14 protein-coding genes and 2 pseudogenes are annotated in these 13,585 nt (G+C 60.3%); 7 read left to right on the forward strand and 9 right to left on the reverse strand.

Annotated features, from left to right (window positions below; genetic code table 11):
* Positions 1–131 precede the first annotated feature (131 nt).
* Both K3F49_RS25840 and K3F49_RS25845 read right to left on the reverse strand, forming a co-directional pair.
* Positions 132–395 carry a hypothetical protein gene (locus K3F49_RS25840; RefSeq protein WP_234683737.1) on the reverse strand — a complete coding sequence of 88 codons (264 nt, stop codon included), beginning with the start codon at positions 393–395 and terminating at the stop codon, positions 132–134.
* 155 nt (positions 396–550) lie between these two features.
* Positions 551–715: a hypothetical protein gene (locus K3F49_RS25845; RefSeq protein WP_234683738.1), complete on the reverse strand. Its 165-nt coding sequence runs from the start codon at positions 713–715 to the stop codon at positions 551–553.
* Between the two features lie 118 nt (positions 716–833).
* Between K3F49_RS25845 and K3F49_RS25850 the strand changes: the two genes are divergently transcribed.
* Positions 834–1,244, forward strand: coding sequence for a hypothetical protein (locus K3F49_RS25850; protein ID WP_234683739.1), 411 nt, complete (start codon positions 834–836; stop codon positions 1,242–1,244).
* Between the two features lie 523 nt (positions 1,245–1,767).
* Here K3F49_RS25850 and K3F49_RS39685 read toward each other — a convergent pair.
* Positions 1,768–2,181, reverse strand: coding sequence for a GFA family protein (locus tag K3F49_RS39685; protein ID WP_452101119.1), 414 nt, complete (start codon positions 2,179–2,181; stop codon positions 1,768–1,770).
* Positions 2,182–2,679: 498 nt separating this feature from the next.
* Between K3F49_RS39685 and K3F49_RS25855 the strand changes: the two genes are divergently transcribed.
* Genes K3F49_RS25855 through K3F49_RS25880 form a run of 6 tightly spaced genes read left to right on the forward strand, consistent with a single transcriptional unit; the run spans position 2,680 to position 7,677 of the window.
* Positions 2,680–3,132, forward strand: a complete 453-nt coding sequence (locus K3F49_RS25855; RefSeq protein WP_234683740.1) for a carboxymuconolactone decarboxylase family protein — start codon at positions 2,680–2,682, stop codon at positions 3,130–3,132.
* A 34-nt stretch (positions 3,133–3,166) separates the two neighbouring features.
* Complete coding sequence (locus tag K3F49_RS25860) at positions 3,167–4,105, forward strand: sigma-70 family RNA polymerase sigma factor (protein ID WP_234683741.1); 939 nt, start codon at positions 3,167–3,169, stop codon at positions 4,103–4,105.
* A gap of 16 nt (positions 4,106–4,121) precedes the next feature.
* Positions 4,122–5,306, forward strand: a complete 1,185-nt coding sequence (locus tag K3F49_RS39105; protein WP_249794929.1) for a methyltransferase family protein — start codon at positions 4,122–4,124, stop codon at positions 5,304–5,306.
* Positions 5,307–5,356: 50 nt separating this feature from the next.
* The gene (locus K3F49_RS25870) at positions 5,357–6,514 is read left to right on the forward strand and encodes a DUF3224 domain-containing protein (RefSeq protein WP_234683742.1); all 1,158 of its coding nucleotides are present in this window, start codon (positions 5,357–5,359) and stop codon (positions 6,512–6,514) included.
* A 23-nt stretch (positions 6,515–6,537) separates the two neighbouring features.
* The gene (locus tag K3F49_RS25875) at positions 6,538–6,933 is read left to right on the forward strand and encodes an MAPEG family protein (RefSeq protein ID WP_234683743.1); all 396 of its coding nucleotides are present in this window, start codon (positions 6,538–6,540) and stop codon (positions 6,931–6,933) included.
* A gap of 33 nt (positions 6,934–6,966) precedes the next feature.
* Positions 6,967–7,677 (forward strand): DUF4336 domain-containing protein, encoded by a 711-nt coding sequence (locus K3F49_RS25880; protein WP_234683744.1) that lies wholly within the window; start codon positions 6,967–6,969, stop codon positions 7,675–7,677.
* A 742-nt stretch (positions 7,678–8,419) separates the two neighbouring features.
* Here K3F49_RS25880 and K3F49_RS25885 read toward each other — a convergent pair.
* The 6 genes and pseudogenes from K3F49_RS25885 to K3F49_RS39690 all read right to left on the reverse strand — a co-directional run bounded on the left by K3F49_RS25885 (position 8,420) and on the right by K3F49_RS39690 (position 13,582).
* A pseudogene (locus K3F49_RS25885) lies at positions 8,420–9,032 on the reverse strand (class I SAM-dependent methyltransferase).
* A 36-nt stretch (positions 9,033–9,068) separates the two neighbouring features.
* Positions 9,069–9,464, reverse strand: a complete 396-nt coding sequence (locus K3F49_RS25890; RefSeq protein ID WP_346657354.1) for a Rossmann-fold NAD(P)-binding domain-containing protein — start codon at positions 9,462–9,464, stop codon at positions 9,069–9,071.
* 42 nt (positions 9,465–9,506) lie between these two features.
* Entirely contained in the window at positions 9,507–9,923 is a 417-nt protein-coding gene (locus K3F49_RS39255) for a DUF1330 domain-containing protein (RefSeq protein WP_276575423.1), read from the reverse strand.
* A pseudogene (locus tag K3F49_RS25900) lies at positions 9,895–10,706 on the reverse strand (type IV secretory system conjugative DNA transfer family protein); the annotation flags it as partial. The pseudogene K3F49_RS25900 and the gene K3F49_RS39255, both read right to left, overlap by 29 nt.
* 36 nt (positions 10,707–10,742) lie before the next feature.
* Entirely contained in the window at positions 10,743–12,506 is a 1,764-nt protein-coding gene (locus tag K3F49_RS25905) for a relaxase/mobilization nuclease domain-containing protein (protein ID WP_234683747.1), read from the reverse strand.
* 548 nt (positions 12,507–13,054) lie between these two features.
* On the reverse strand, positions 13,055–13,582 hold the full coding sequence (locus tag K3F49_RS39690; RefSeq protein ID WP_452101120.1) for a transposase: 528 nt from the start codon (positions 13,580–13,582) through the stop codon (positions 13,055–13,057).
* Positions 13,583–13,585 lie beyond the last annotated feature (3 nt).

Here is a 13,585-nt window from a genome sequence, read left to right on the forward strand (position 1 = left end):
CAACTGGAGAGAACAGGTTTGGTTTCAGCGGCAAGCGATATGCGTCAGTAAGCCTTTGAGAGGCGGGAACGCCGCTACGTGCGTTGACATGCCCGACAACAAAAGGCCCGGCTGGAACCGGGCCTTTGTTTTCACCACCACCAATAGGGATAAGCAGGCGGATAGTAGCGAACCACCCGGGGACCATAGTAGTAGCGTGGGGGGCCGTAGACCGGTCCATAATAGACCGGAGGTGCGGCTGCGGCAGCCAATGCTCCGGCAAACAGCCCGAGCGCAAGCCCGGGACCTGGTCCCGGGCCGCCCCAATAGTGATGACGCCAGTGGGCAGAAGCCGGTGCAACTGATCCGATGAGGAGCGTTGCTGCCGCTACCGTTGCAAGAGCAAGCTTTCTCATGTCACTTCCCTCAAGTTGTCTTTCGCGCAACGCGCGCTTTTCTTACCAAATGCTCCGCTTCGCCGAATTGCAATTCGGCTTGTCAATCAACTTAGATGCAGTCGAGCAGAGTTCAAGTATTCCTCACCGCCCGGCCGGTTTGCCGGATAAGGCCGTCATCTGGTGAATGACGGCATCGAGAGCGTAGCGACCTCGTGCGCCTGCGGCGTGCGCAGGCGCAGCACGGCCTCAGAGATGGCATCGAAGCTCTCCTGCGGTGCTGCATCAAGCCGAGCACCGTTGGGCCGGTCGTCCTCCTTGAAATTCCGTAACCGGCTCACTAGGTGCTCGTCACCCTCCCCTGGCGTTCGGCTCCGAGTAGCCGGCGCAACGCCACGGAATGCGTATCGCAAGTCGATTGCCAGGTGGACCCTGCTCCCGCAGTATCGGGAGGATTATATGTCTGACCAGATTCCAGATGTCAGGCCATGCGAGGTGAGCGAGCTGAGAGGCACGCTACGCACTTCGACGAACGCCGTGATCCCAAACGCATCCCAACCTGCGGCCGCAAAAGGCGCAGCGGGCCATGACCGCGTCTCAGTCAACTTTGCGGGTGGCTATGCCCGTCCAAGCGAGGTCCTGCAGGACCCGAAATTGCGCGAGGAGCAGAAGCGAGATCTGCTCCGCCAGTGGGCGTTAGACGCTTACCGCCTTGTGGTGGCCGCGCCCGACGGCATACGATCGGGCGCGGAGTCGCAGCTCGATGAAGCCATTGATGCATTGATCGACCTTGACGGCGGCACGGCCGCCTTATCCAAGCTCCCCACCGTACCCTCGTCCAAACGCGGAGAGTATGCGCGGGCTGCGTGATACGGAAGCCGCCTGAACCGCCCCGCAGTAAATCGAAGCGCTCTGGCGGTTTCTGGCAGCAAACCCACATGGCTCCGAGTAGCCGCACAGTCTTAGCAAATCAGGCGCGACCGCCACGACGACGATCCCGAGACATGCCGCGGCGGAAATGCTCCCCGATCGGTTCAGCTCCACCTGCTTCATTCGGAAATTGAAATCCAGGCGCGACGCGGCGGAGCGCTGTCCTGCCGAAGATATCGATGATGGGAATTGGTCCTTCAGCGACGTCTCGTCGGCCCCGCGCTTCGGCGGCGATGGTCACGCTCACTGTCTTGTTTGCCTTGCCCGACCACTCGGAAAGTGCTCGCCAGAGCTTTCAAAGAAATCCACACGCTCATTTTCATGCGACGTATTGGGCCGATGATAGGCCGGTTAGCTTTGGTGCTCAGCGCCGCGGTGCAGCGCACCTCGGAATTAAAAAGGCTGCAGCGCAACCGCCTATGGGAGCGCCAGGCACCCGCCAACGGCGTGGCAACGCAGTCTCTCAGTGGGAACCTTCGCTGAACTTGGCGGTGCTGGGATGGAGAGGATGCCATGGCGCCGCGCGCGATAGCCAGGTTTCGAGAGCCGGGTCGAACTTTGACGGATCGTCGAGACTACTAACAGTGACGATTAGCGATTGGGGCCTCGTCGGCCAGTGAGCCGAAATCGGACTGCCACATTTATTGCAAAAGCCCCTTCGGATTATCCGGCCGCTTTCCGCAACGGTCTCATGGAAGACCGGCTCGCCCTTCAGATAGCGAAATCTGTCGCTGGCAAACATCATCATCGCGGAGAATGCAGTGCCACTCGATCGCTGGCAGTCTCGGCAGTGGCACATCAACTGAACGATCGGTTTTCCTGAGCATTCATAACGGATATTTCCACAGGCGCAGCCGCCGGTCAGCATCTTCTTCATTCCCTTAAACGCAGAAGCCTGCCTAGCATATCGGCAGATCCCGTTAGGTCAAATCGCGGATCCAGATTCAGGTATTCGCCGGTGGTTGGTTCTAAGCCAGCGGGCCATCCACGCGTGGCTCTCGCGATTGCGAACTTGCAGTGCCCGAGATCGATGCCTAGCGGCCGCGGCCGGTCAGATCGCTCCGTCACTATCGGCTTCCAGCCAAGGGCCTTCAGCACAGCAAGGCGGAGCATCCTAATGCACCACGCCGCCGCTCGCCTGTCGGTCCGAGCAATGCAGCTATCGCCTCAGATGGCGCGGATGAACACCCACCTTGGTTCCATGCGCGCGCTCGTACACGGACTGCCTCCCTTGGAAGGATGTGCGACGCAGATACCGATTTTCGGCCCGGGCCCAAGCCATGTGTTTTTGTCTCCCAAGAATTGATCAGAAAGCATGTCACGAAAGGATGTCCTCACTCGTCTCTCGGTCGTCGAACCGCCAAGGAGACATTGAATGACACCCCGCATCAATCTTGCTTCCCCAAACGAGGGGATCGAGGCCATGCGCGCCGCCGATGGATGGGCCCAGACAAAGCTCGAGCCGAAGCTTCTGGGGCTCGTCAAAACGAGAGCCTCGCAGATCAACGGCTGCACCTTCTGTCTGCACATGCACAGCGGCGAGGCGTTCAAGCACGGTGAGACCCCTTCCCGTCTGCTTTTGCTGGATGGATGGCACGAGTCCGCCTTATTCTCGGACCGTGAGCGGGCGGCATTAGCCTGGACTGAGGCTTTGACTCGGATTGCGGAAACCCACGCTCCTGATGATACTTATGAAGAGGTGCGGCGACATTTTTCGCAGGACGAGATCGTGGCCCTCTCCGTCGCGATCGCCATGATCAATGCCTTCAACCGGCTTGCGATCGGAGCTCGCGCGCAACATCCCGCTGACGTGCGCAAGGCCGCTTGACCATTTGACGCGGTCAACTTCCTGGGAATGCATGATGACCGATACCGCGCAAGAAGGCCCGATTGGAGACTTTCGCGAGAACGGGCTCGGAGTGGCCGAGCAGTTTGAGCGCCACCGCCGGTATCTGACGGGTCTTGCTTACCGCATGCTTGGTTCCATGGTCGAGGCCGAGGATGCCGTGCAGGAGGCCTATATTCGCTGGCATGAGTGCGAGAAGGGAAACATCGACTCGGCCCGCGCCTTCCTGGCCAAGATCGTCGTGCGCATCTGCCTCGACCAGATGAAATCGGCTCGGGCGACAAGAGAGACCTATGTCGGCTCATGGTTGCCCGAACCGGTGTTGAATGCCGAGACCCTTGGCGCTGAGACGGCGAACGAATACGCAGCCGACTTGTCCGTCGGACTGATGTTGGCGCTTGAGCGACTGTCTCCGCTCGAGCGAGCCGCCTTCCTGCTGCATGACGTTTTCGACGTCGGCTTCGACGAAGTCGCGCAGCTTCTCGAACGAAATGAAGCAGCATGCCGCCGACTGGCTGCGCGGGGGCGTACCCACGTCCGCAGATCACGTCCGCGATTTCCGGTTGACTCTGACAAGGGCAACGAAATTCTCCAGGCGTTCATGGAGGCCTATCGGACCGGCAACATCGCTGCTTTGGCGAATATCCTCGCGGAGGACGCTGTGTTGCACACCGACGGCGGCGGCAAGCGAAGGGCGGCGCTCAACCCGATCGTCGGCCGCGCCAAAATTCTGGCGCTCCTTGCGGGCGTGGCGCGCAAGCGGCGAGAGCCTCTCGGCGATTTTCGTCCCGCAACGATCAATGGGCTGCCGGGATGCCTGGCGACTCTTGCGAGGGGAGACATCCTCACGATCGCTCTGGAAATCGTCTCCGACAGAATCAGAGCCATCTACGTCGTGCGCAATCCAGACAAACTGAAGCACGTTTGCGAAGAAGTGGAACGCGAGAGCAGTTGAATGGGGGGATTCCCAGATGCGTAAGAGGACCACGGACCTCACTCGACTCGACATGTTGAGACTCTTCGCCGTCGTATCTGTCGCGATCTATTTGGTCCCCGAAGGCGCCCACTTCTTCGAGATGTTCAACAAATTGAAGCTGACACCGGACGACTACTTGATGGTGCAGAGGAGCTACGACGGTTGGGCCTTCTTCGGCATGGCAATCGCCCTTGCGCTCGGCTGTACCTTCGGTCATGCCGTCGCAATGTGGCGCAATCCTTTTTCGCGTTGGCTGTCGCTCGCAACGTTCGCTTCGCTTATCGGCACGCAAATCATCTTCTGGTCCTTCATCTACCCGATGAACTCCCTTACGAAGAACTGGACGCAGATGCCGAACCAGTTCGAAGCTGCACGGCGGCAATGGGAATACGCTCACGCCGCAAGCGCCGGCATGACGCTGCTGGCACTTGTTCTGATCCTCTTCGCCGTCATAGTCGGACCTCGCGGGGAGCGATCACTTAGCGTTGTAAATTCGATGGAAGCTGCAGGGCGAACCGGCGAAGTTCCCGCGCTGCGCCTCGCGACCACCGCCGTGCTCGGCACGAGCGCTTTTCTCGCTCTGGCCATTCTAGGTTGGGGTGGATTGCAGCCTTTTTTCTCACACGCGCCACTTACGGCACTAACGGTCGTGACGGCCGTGCTGACGGTGGCGGCCATGTTCTCTGGTGGAAACCTCAACTCGGGCGTACGTGAAGATCGCTCGAACCGCTGGGTTCTGGCCGCCTTCGCAGTCCTCGGCCTTCTTATCGGCTGGCTTCCGGCATTTACCGATCGCCTGAACTGGGGGACCACCGATGGCGATAGAGTGCGCTGGACCGGCGTCGTGATCTACACGATAGGTGGAGTGGTGAGGCTCTGGCCTGTGTTCGTGCTCGGCAATCGCTTCAGCGGGCTCGTTGCCATCCAACCGGGACACCGCCTCGTGACCACTGGCCCATATCGGCATATCCGCCATCCGAGCTACTTAGGCATGCTCATCTGCGTCCTGGGCTGGGCACTCACCTTTCGTTCGATCGCGGGAGTGGCTCTCGCGGTGGCCATGATCGTTCCAGTAGTCGCGCGCATGAATACCGAAGAAGCACTGCTCGTCGATACGTTCGGCGAAGAATACCGGACCTATCGCGCTGGTACCGCTCGCCTTCTGCCAGGCGTTTACTGATGAGAGCGCGGTCCCAGGTCGCGCCGCATTTCAAATGAAAGGAGACTGTTATGGAGCTCGTTTCACCTGACCGCGTCATGCGGCTTGACCCAGTGTTCGGCGCGATGGGGCTCGAGGCCGGTCGCAAGATATGGTCACCATCGCAGCTCTCGATGCGTGAAAAGGCCGTGCTGCTTCTAGCCGGAGATGTTACCGTGCGAGAGCTCGGTCTGCCGTTCGAACTGCATATGGCGATGGCCTTGAACAAGGCCAACATGTCTGTCGAGGACCTTCGTGAGCTCTTGCGTCACGTCGCACCGGCAACCGGACTCAACCCTACCTCACGCGCATTCGAACGATTGGCAGCAGTGGTCGCAGAACTGGGCCAAGACTCAGACAGCGCTGCAACGCGCACGCCAGCGCCATATCCCCTCACACCCTATCCTGCAGATGCGCTTGGGAGCTTGCGGGCTGCGGATCCCAAGCTCGCAGAGGCTATTGGAAAGCAGTCGGCTGAGCTTTGGGTCCGACCTGGATTGAGCCATCGCGAGCGGCTGCTTGCGAGCTTGGCTGTCGATGTCGCAGGCGGCACGCTCGGGCAAGCTTTCGCTGCAGATATTTGCATGGCAGCCAGTGCGGGCATTACTCGCGCCGAGCTCAACGAAGCACTCGATGTGATCGCCGAATACTCGACGGTAAGGGCCTGGGAGGCGGCTATTGTCCTCGACCGGATCCTGCAATCCGTGCCCGAAGCGCTAAGCGGTTCGAAGATTGCTGGCGACAAGGATGCCGAGCCGCGCGTTGTGGACAGCGACGTCGACGTCGAAAAGTACGACAGGTCGGTCCTCAATAAGCCGGACGCGAGCGGCCTTGCCATTGTCGAAACGCGCCTTATCGAAAAATTCGCGGGTGGCATTATTGGCGAGGGCGACGCCACGCACCTGAGGCTCGAACGTTCTGACGGGACTGGCACACTAATCTGTTACGAACGGATCACGGGTTCAGTCGGCGGGCGCCAGGGTTCGTTCTTGCTCGAAGCCAAAGGCGCCATGGAGCCCGGCGCCGTTGTGCACGGCCATTGGGAGGTCGTCGCTGGTTCAGGGACCGGCGAGCTCGAAGGTCTGAAGGGGTATGCTGAGTTTTCCGCCAAACGGGACGAGCAGTCGCCGACGGGGTGGCGCGCTCACACGTCATTGACGTACTGGCTCGAGCCCCTTGGCGTGGCGTAATCTAGTTTCCTAGAAGACGTATCATGAGCACTTATTATCCCGTCGCAATCGTGACGCTGCTGTCGGGCCTGCTATGTTCCGGCATGGGAATTGCCGTTACGCGAGCGCGCGTCAAGTCACGAATTTTCCCACCGGCGATGACCGGCGATGCAGCACTCGAACGTGCGGTGCGGGCCCACGAGAACACACTCGAATGGATGCCGATTTTCCTGCCTGCTCTATGGTTGTTCGCAATGTATTGGAGCACGCCATGGGCGGCGGCTTTCGGCACCGTATGGATCCTTGGTCGTGTCATCTATTTTGCAGGCTACGCGTCGGCCGCTGAGCGGCGTTTTCCGGGCTTCTTCATTCAAGCCATGGCGGCACTCGCGCTGCTCCTGGGGGCTCTTGGCCGGATCATTTATCTCATGTCGGTGTAGCCCACGCGCGCTGAGCAGGCCTCACGCTCACTGATGGAGGACAATTCCCTGGTTTCAATCGGCGAGAACATCTGGATCATCGAAGGCGATATTGTCAGCTTTTACGGGTTTCCATATCCAACCCGGAGCGTGGTCATCAGGCTGCAAAATGGGACCGTTTGGATTTGGTCACCTGTAAAGCTGACCAATCATGTTCGGCAGGAGGTTACCGCTATTGGTCCGCCAATGCACCTGGTCAGCCCCAACAAACTACACCATCTCTACTTGGAGAACTGGCAGAAGGAATTCCCTCACGCGAGACTATGGGGGCCAGCCTCTACCGTGAGAAAGCGGCCTGATCTCTCTTTCGAGCCAGCCCTTGTCCATGATCCACCATGCCATTGGGCCGACCAGATCGACCAATGCTGGGTCCGAGGTTCGTTTATGATGGATGAGATTGTTTTCTTTCACCGGAGATCTCGCACGGTAATACTGGCGGATCTTTCAGAGAACTTCTCGAACAAGTGGCTTTTCGAACATTGGCGACCCTGGCAACGCTGGCTCGCGCATGTTTCAGGCATTACAGAAGGGAAAGGTTATGCCCCTCATGATTGGCGCTCCACTTTTCTGCGACGGAAAGTGCTCCGCGTGGCCAGGGAAAAGATGCTGTCCTGGGATCCTTCGATGGTGGTGATGGCGCACGGTGAATGCCAATTCCGGAACGGCAGAGAATACCTCGTCCGAGCATTTGAGTGGATGGAGTGAGGGCCAACGCGCGTGCGGGGACTACCGTGCGAATCTCGGCACCGAAATTCGTGCTTGCTATCTTTTTGGGAGGCCACAAGATAGTCAGGGACGCGTCGAAATAAGCGATCACTCAATCCGACATCCAAATCGCGCGGAGTGATCTGAACGCGCATTATTGACAGGGTCAACTGCGACTACAAGGCCATCGATTGATAGGTTCAAATCGGGGACATGCAACCATCTCAAATTGCTATTTCAAGCGGTAGCCTGATCGGGAAGCATTAGGCAAAGCCGTTCACCGCACATAGCGTCCCGAACGCAGTGAACATCTTCTAAGTTATTGATTTTCTTGCGATGGCGACGCTCCCGTCCCGTTTTGTTCACGGTCGTTTCACCTAATTCGTTGCGATATCGTTGCGGCGTTCCTGAAGAAGAACGGCCCAGAGAGGCAGAGATGATCTTAGGGGGGAGTGATGGGACTGGGGCGAGGTTCACTGACCAAGCGTCGAAGACAACCGGTCCCGCGCCGCGTGTTAGACTGTCACACTCCGGTATGATCTGTCGGGGGTTCGAGTCAGTAGAGCGCTACCGCCTTTCCCCACACCGGCCAAATCTGCGATATTTTCTCCGATCGTTCGCCTAGAGACTCAAAAACCTGTCGGGCGAGCCCCCGAAAGGGACCTCACCATCGTCGCCATCGGATTTCATCACGGAATTGGCGTGAATTTCAGTGCGAGCCCCATGCGTCGTGCAAGCTCAATCAGCCGGGCCGCGCACTGCCTTCGTGCATGAAGGTCATCGGCTTCGGTCCGGGCATGTAGCCGGCCTCGATCCGGTCGATGCGGAATCCTGCGTCCTCGATCAGGGAGCGGATGGGACGATTGAGGTGACAGCCGCCGCTGATGCGCCGCCAAGCCGGTGTCAACTGGTCCTGCCACCAACGCACGCTTCCGCTAGGCGCCATGCCATGCTCGGCGAATAGGAGCCTGCCGCCGGGCCGAAGCACACGGCGCATCTCGCGCAGCGCTGAAGCTGCCTGCGGAATGCTGCACAACGTCCAGGTCGTCACGACGCTGTCGAGGTGCCATCGTCGAGTGGGATGGTTTCCGCGGAAGCTTCGAAAAATTGCACGGGCAAGCTCGCATTCACGGCTCCGCGAGCCATGGCGATCAGCTTGGGAGAGGGCTCGAGCGCCAGTATTTCCGTCGCGGGCGAACGATAGAACGGCAAGTTGCGGCCCGAGCCCCCACGCCGATCTCCAGAACGCGGCCCTCGGCGGCGCCGATAACGCGCTCGCGAATGGGCAGGAGCTGCTTGTTGCTCATCGCCAGATCGAGAAGTCTCGGCAGCACTAAGTCGTTGTAGAAGCTCATCGGAATCTCCGAGGTTTGGAACCGCCGGCAAGACTCTCAGCATCGCGCTTCGATCTTTGGAGCAACAGGTAAGAACGCAATAAGAGAATATCTCACGTCACGATTGGGCATCGGTACTTCGCCAATGCCGGTGAGCGCGTTCGTGTTGAGCGCAATGATGGCGCTCATCTTGTCGACATCGGATTTGAGCAGTGGACCGGTCGCGGGCAATGCCTGCGTTGTTGACGAGCATGTCACGCGGTCGTCGCGCAATACCGCCTCGATGCGCGCGAGATCAGTCGCGTCCGCCAGATCAGCGACGACCGTCTCGACCCTGCTCCCCGTCTCCGACCGAACCAGATCGGCAACCTCCGCAAGTCTGTCCTTTCTACGGGCGACGAGCACGAGATCGAAGCCGCGCTTGGAGAGGCGCTCGGCGTAGACCGCGCCGATACCGGACGATCCTTTCTAAGGTTTCGGAAAAGATATCGGCGATCAGCCGGCCGGATGGGGCGTCGCACCGATCTGGCGGCGAACATCGGCCGCATAGGCTTTGACAGTGAAGCCCTCCGGCAACGCGTCGATGAATATGACGTCCGATATCGCGTTGTTGAGCAACGGCAGGATTTTCCGATAGGCCGCCGAATGGTACCACCTGTCTGCCTGCTCCCGGCTCGGGAACTTCATCAGCACGACCGCGCACGGCCAGGTGCCTTCTGCGACCGTCCCCGGCCCCATTGCAAGCCACTTGCCCTCATAGGCGCCACCGTCGCCTCGACCTGATCCAGATAATCGAGAGCGGCACCGTTCGGCACATCGCCGGGAATGCGTAGGTGATTGATGAGGTAGGTTTTCATGATCGTTACTCCTCGATTGCTTCGTTGCCGGCCAGGGTCTTGTCCACTTCGGCATAGAGGACGTGGAGAATGGCGCCAACCAGGAGCGAATGACTGGTCTTCTCCCAATGGTTCCGCTTGTCGAGGGAGCCTTCGGGATCGACCAGCACGTCGGCGACATTCTGGACGTCGCGAACCTCCCACTCCCCACGCCGGACCTCGAGGAGCGGATTGTAGGCTGAGGACTTGGGGTTGGTCGGGTCGAACAACAGAACGCGGCCGTGCCGCGAGCGAAGCCGGCGGTCAGTTGCCAATTCTCACCCTTGATGTCGTGAACAATGGCCGAGCCGGGCCAGGCTAACAGCGAGGGGACGACAAGATCGACGCCTTTGCCGGAGCGGGTAGGTGCGAAACACAACACATGTTCGGGTCCGTCATGGCGGAGGTAGTCATGGTCGAGCTTACCCAGCACCACGCCGTCCGGACCGAGAAGTCCCGCCGCTCGAACCTCTTCAGCATCGGCCCAGCGCGCCGACCCAAAGGTGGCGACATCCTTGGTTTCACGCGCCCGCCAGACCGACATGCCGATCGCCACGGCAATCGAAACGAAGGTCCCCGACGCCGCGATGAAAGCACCCTCGACAAAGACCTGTGGCGCATAGGCGTCGTAGACGAACCACCACCAGAAGAAGACGGGCGGATAGTAGACCTTAAAGCTCAACAGTTCGAACCAGGGCCGCCCAAGCTCTGGTTGCCAGGCGAGCCGCCAAGCCGTCCACTCGGTTGCTCCCCAGATGGCCAGAAAAATAATGAGGACGACAACGATCACCTGTCCCCAGAGGATCTTGGTTCCGGACATCGCGAACGCCCTTCCTCAACTCAATTGCCGAGATAGCTACAGGCCAAGGTCGCGCTTCCGACCAAAGCCCCATTCGATGCCACCGCCGTCCTTCACGACGCCGGTGACGTGTTGGCCGAGTTTCTTTTCGAGTTCGCGCGACCAGGGCACGAGCTGGAAGCCGAGTCCGTTGTCGATCATGGCGAAGCGTCCCGAGGCGAGCGTCAAGCGCTGGCGATACGTGCCCGCCACATGCTCTCCGGCGGCGGCGTTCATCCGAGGCAGGCCGGTATTGGCCGAGATTTTTGCTGCCACCTCGTCCAGTTCGCGTCGGCGCAACGTGTTGAGGAGGTCGCGCTGCAGGATGACACGCTGGCCCTGCCGCCGTGCCAGGCCCTCCTGGACCAGATGCTCGGTACGGGCTTCCATGGCGTCGCGGGTCTCGCGGCCGAACCCGCCCATGGCAAGCGGCATGGGGTCGCGTTCGACCAGCCGGTGGTCGAGCCAGGTCGCTCCTCTTGCGGTGACCTGCCCGCTGAGATCGAGATCGGAGCGGGTTGCGAGCACCATGGTGGGGCGCGGATCGCCGGTTTGGCCGAAGCGCCGGACGTCGACGATGCCGCCGACTGGCGGCGCCTGTTCGAAGGACTCGACCCCACGGAAGCGCACGTGGTGCGCGCGTCCATCTGTTCCGTCGATCAGGGCGTAGGCCTCGCCCGTCAGCTCATCATGCAATCCCCGATCGACCAGTCGTCCGATGATCTGGGACAATGGCTGTCCACCTTCGATGACGTAGTCGGCAACGCCGCGCGCTTCCCCACGCTCGGTAAAGGCGCGGTGCATGGTTTTGATGATGTCGCCGTGCATGCCGAGGTCGCGCAGGCTACGCTCGGCCTCAAGCCCGACCATCCACTCCCCGGGTGCGGCGGACGCGGCAAGGCCCATCTTTTCCAGGTGCTGAAGGCGACCCACCATCAGGCGCCGGATTTCGGGATCAGAACTGCCAGAATGTTCGGGGCGAACATCGATATAGCCGGTTTCGTCAGCGGCCAGCCTGATTTCCTGATCTAGCCGCGTCCATCGCTCTGCCCTGACCTCTCTTTCCAGCGAATTTCGGATCTCGTGCTCCGGCTTTGGACCCAGTTCGATCGCAACCAGTTCCTCGGCGCGTGAGCGCAGGCCCCGGCTGATATAGTCACGGGAGATCACGAGATCGGCTCCCTCCTCGTCGACCCCTCGAATGAGAAAATGGACGTGAGGGTTGTCCGTGTTCCAGTGATCGACGGCCACCCAATCGAGCCGCGTGCCGACATCGGTCTCCATCTGCCTGGCGAGATCGCGGGTGAAAGCCTTGAGGTCGGTCATGTCGCCGGCGTCTTCGGGCGAGACGATGAACCGAAAATGATGCCGGTCTTCCTTGCAGCGTTCTGCGAAAGCCGTGCCATCTGCACGGTCGCTGCCGGCATCGAACATCTCAGCTCGCTCGCCGCCTCGGGTCACGCCATCGCGCTTCAAATATGAGAGATGGGCCGTCAGTGGTGCTGAGCGGAAGGCGCGCCCTTTATGTCGAACCACGCGCGCCTTCACCATGACGCGCCGTGTCGGGCTGAACAACCGGCTGCGACTAAAGGCAAGCCGGCCGCGGCCAAACGTCGAGCGCCCATAGGCGGCAGATCGTCTGCCAGCCGCAGCCTGACCCGAAGTGTGTCCGGCTTTCTTCGCTGCGCGTAGCACCTGGTTGATGAAGCTCTTGGGCTTCGGCGCGCGGGTGCCGCGAATGCGCCCGGGCCGAATACGCAGATCGCTGTCGCCCACGGTCATGACTGGGCCTCGAAAAGCGCAACGGCGCCTACATTGCCGAAAAGATGCTTGAATCTACTGGCGAAAATCCCGGGCGCGGCACGCGCCCCGACCGACCGGCACGCCCGAACCCAAGCCATGTCAATGGCTTGCGGTTCGACAGGCGAGGCCCTTTTATCTCGCCTTCCTAATCGGGCGTTCAAAGTCCACTCATTCCTACGCTTTTCTTCGACTCTTCGCGCTTCAGCCATTACAGACTCCCTGCATCAACAACGCACAAACGTCACCACATCGCGCTTGCGGTCAGCATTCACCAGGCGGGGTCCATGCGTTCCTTCGCGTTCAGCACTTAGGCCGTCGCATGCTCTTCATCAGGTTCGTAAACAGGGCGATCCAAGCAGTTTTGCGCTCTCGTCCCCGAAGGGCGGCAGCAGGCAAGAGATAGCGGACATTCCCCGCTTCGCGGCCCCGCCAGGGGGACGCTCACCGCGCGCGCGGATCTCTAATTTCGTTCCTCCTCAACATGCTGGGCGTAACCCCAGCGCCTTCCTGACTCGCCTGCGCAGTGATTATTGCGCCGGCTTTAAGCGCAGCCGCTGCGTGATCTTGGCACCGAATCCGACGTGGAAATCGGTCTCGCTGACCCACATCCGATGCAGAATGCCTGCGAGTTTTCGCGCCACCGCGGCAATCGCACAGAGCATGCTCGAACGCTTGGCGATCCGCAGGCCCCACGCTCGCAGTGCCGACCATTTTCTGACCCGAAGCAGCAGGCTGGCAGCCGCCTCACAGAGCGCCTCCCGCACGGAGATATCGCCCTGTTTGCTGATATGACCTTCAAAATCGATCGACGTCCCAGACTGGTGACGCTTCGGCGTCAGCCCAAAATGGGCGCCCACGGTGCGTGATCGGGTAAAGCGATGAGGGTCATCAACGCCAACTTTGAATGACAAGGCAACGACCGGACCGACGCCTGGAACCGTCATCAGACGCCGGCAAACTGGATCATGCTGGACGACCTGCAGGAGCACGCGATGTAGCCGATCATAGCCCTCGAGGAGAGCGCGGCGCACGTCCAACATGACCTGGATAGACATCAC

The sequence above is a fragment of the Bradyrhizobium monzae genome, from assembly GCF_021458635.1.
GTDB lineage: Bacteria > Pseudomonadota > Alphaproteobacteria > Rhizobiales > Xanthobacteraceae > Bradyrhizobium.

Excerpts from the sequence above, each read along its gene's own strand:
- K3F49_RS25840 (WP_234683737.1), bottom strand. The coding sequence starts at position 395 with ATGAGAAAGCTTGCTCTTGCAACGGTAGCGGCAGCAACGCTCCTCATC.
- K3F49_RS39690 (WP_452101120.1), bottom strand. The coding sequence starts at position 13,582 with ATGTCTATCCAGGTCATGTTGGACGTGCGCCGCGCTCTCCTCGAGGGC.
- K3F49_RS25855 (WP_234683740.1), top strand. The coding sequence starts at position 2,680 with ATGACACCCCGCATCAATCTTGCTTCCCCAAACGAGGGGATCGAGGCC.
- K3F49_RS25850 (WP_234683739.1), top strand. The coding sequence starts at position 834 with ATGTCTGACCAGATTCCAGATGTCAGGCCATGCGAGGTGAGCGAGCTG.
- K3F49_RS39105 (WP_249794929.1), top strand. The coding sequence starts at position 4,122 with ATGCGTAAGAGGACCACGGACCTCACTCGACTCGACATGTTGAGACTC.
- K3F49_RS25875 (WP_234683743.1), top strand. The coding sequence starts at position 6,538 with ATGAGCACTTATTATCCCGTCGCAATCGTGACGCTGCTGTCGGGCCTG.
- K3F49_RS39685 (WP_452101119.1), bottom strand. The coding sequence starts at position 2,181 with ATGAAGAAGATGCTGACCGGCGGCTGCGCCTGTGGAAATATCCGTTAT.
- K3F49_RS25870 (WP_234683742.1), top strand. The coding sequence starts at position 5,357 with ATGGAGCTCGTTTCACCTGACCGCGTCATGCGGCTTGACCCAGTGTTC.
- K3F49_RS25860 (WP_234683741.1), top strand. The coding sequence starts at position 3,167 with ATGACCGATACCGCGCAAGAAGGCCCGATTGGAGACTTTCGCGAGAAC.
- K3F49_RS25905 (WP_234683747.1), bottom strand. The coding sequence starts at position 12,506 with ATGACCGTGGGCGACAGCGATCTGCGTATTCGGCCCGGGCGCATTCGC.
- K3F49_RS39255 (WP_276575423.1), bottom strand. The coding sequence starts at position 9,923 with ATGCCGAAGTGGACAAGACCCTGGCCGGCAACGAAGCAATCGAGGAGT.
- K3F49_RS25880 (WP_234683744.1), top strand. The coding sequence starts at position 6,967 with ATGGAGGACAATTCCCTGGTTTCAATCGGCGAGAACATCTGGATCATC.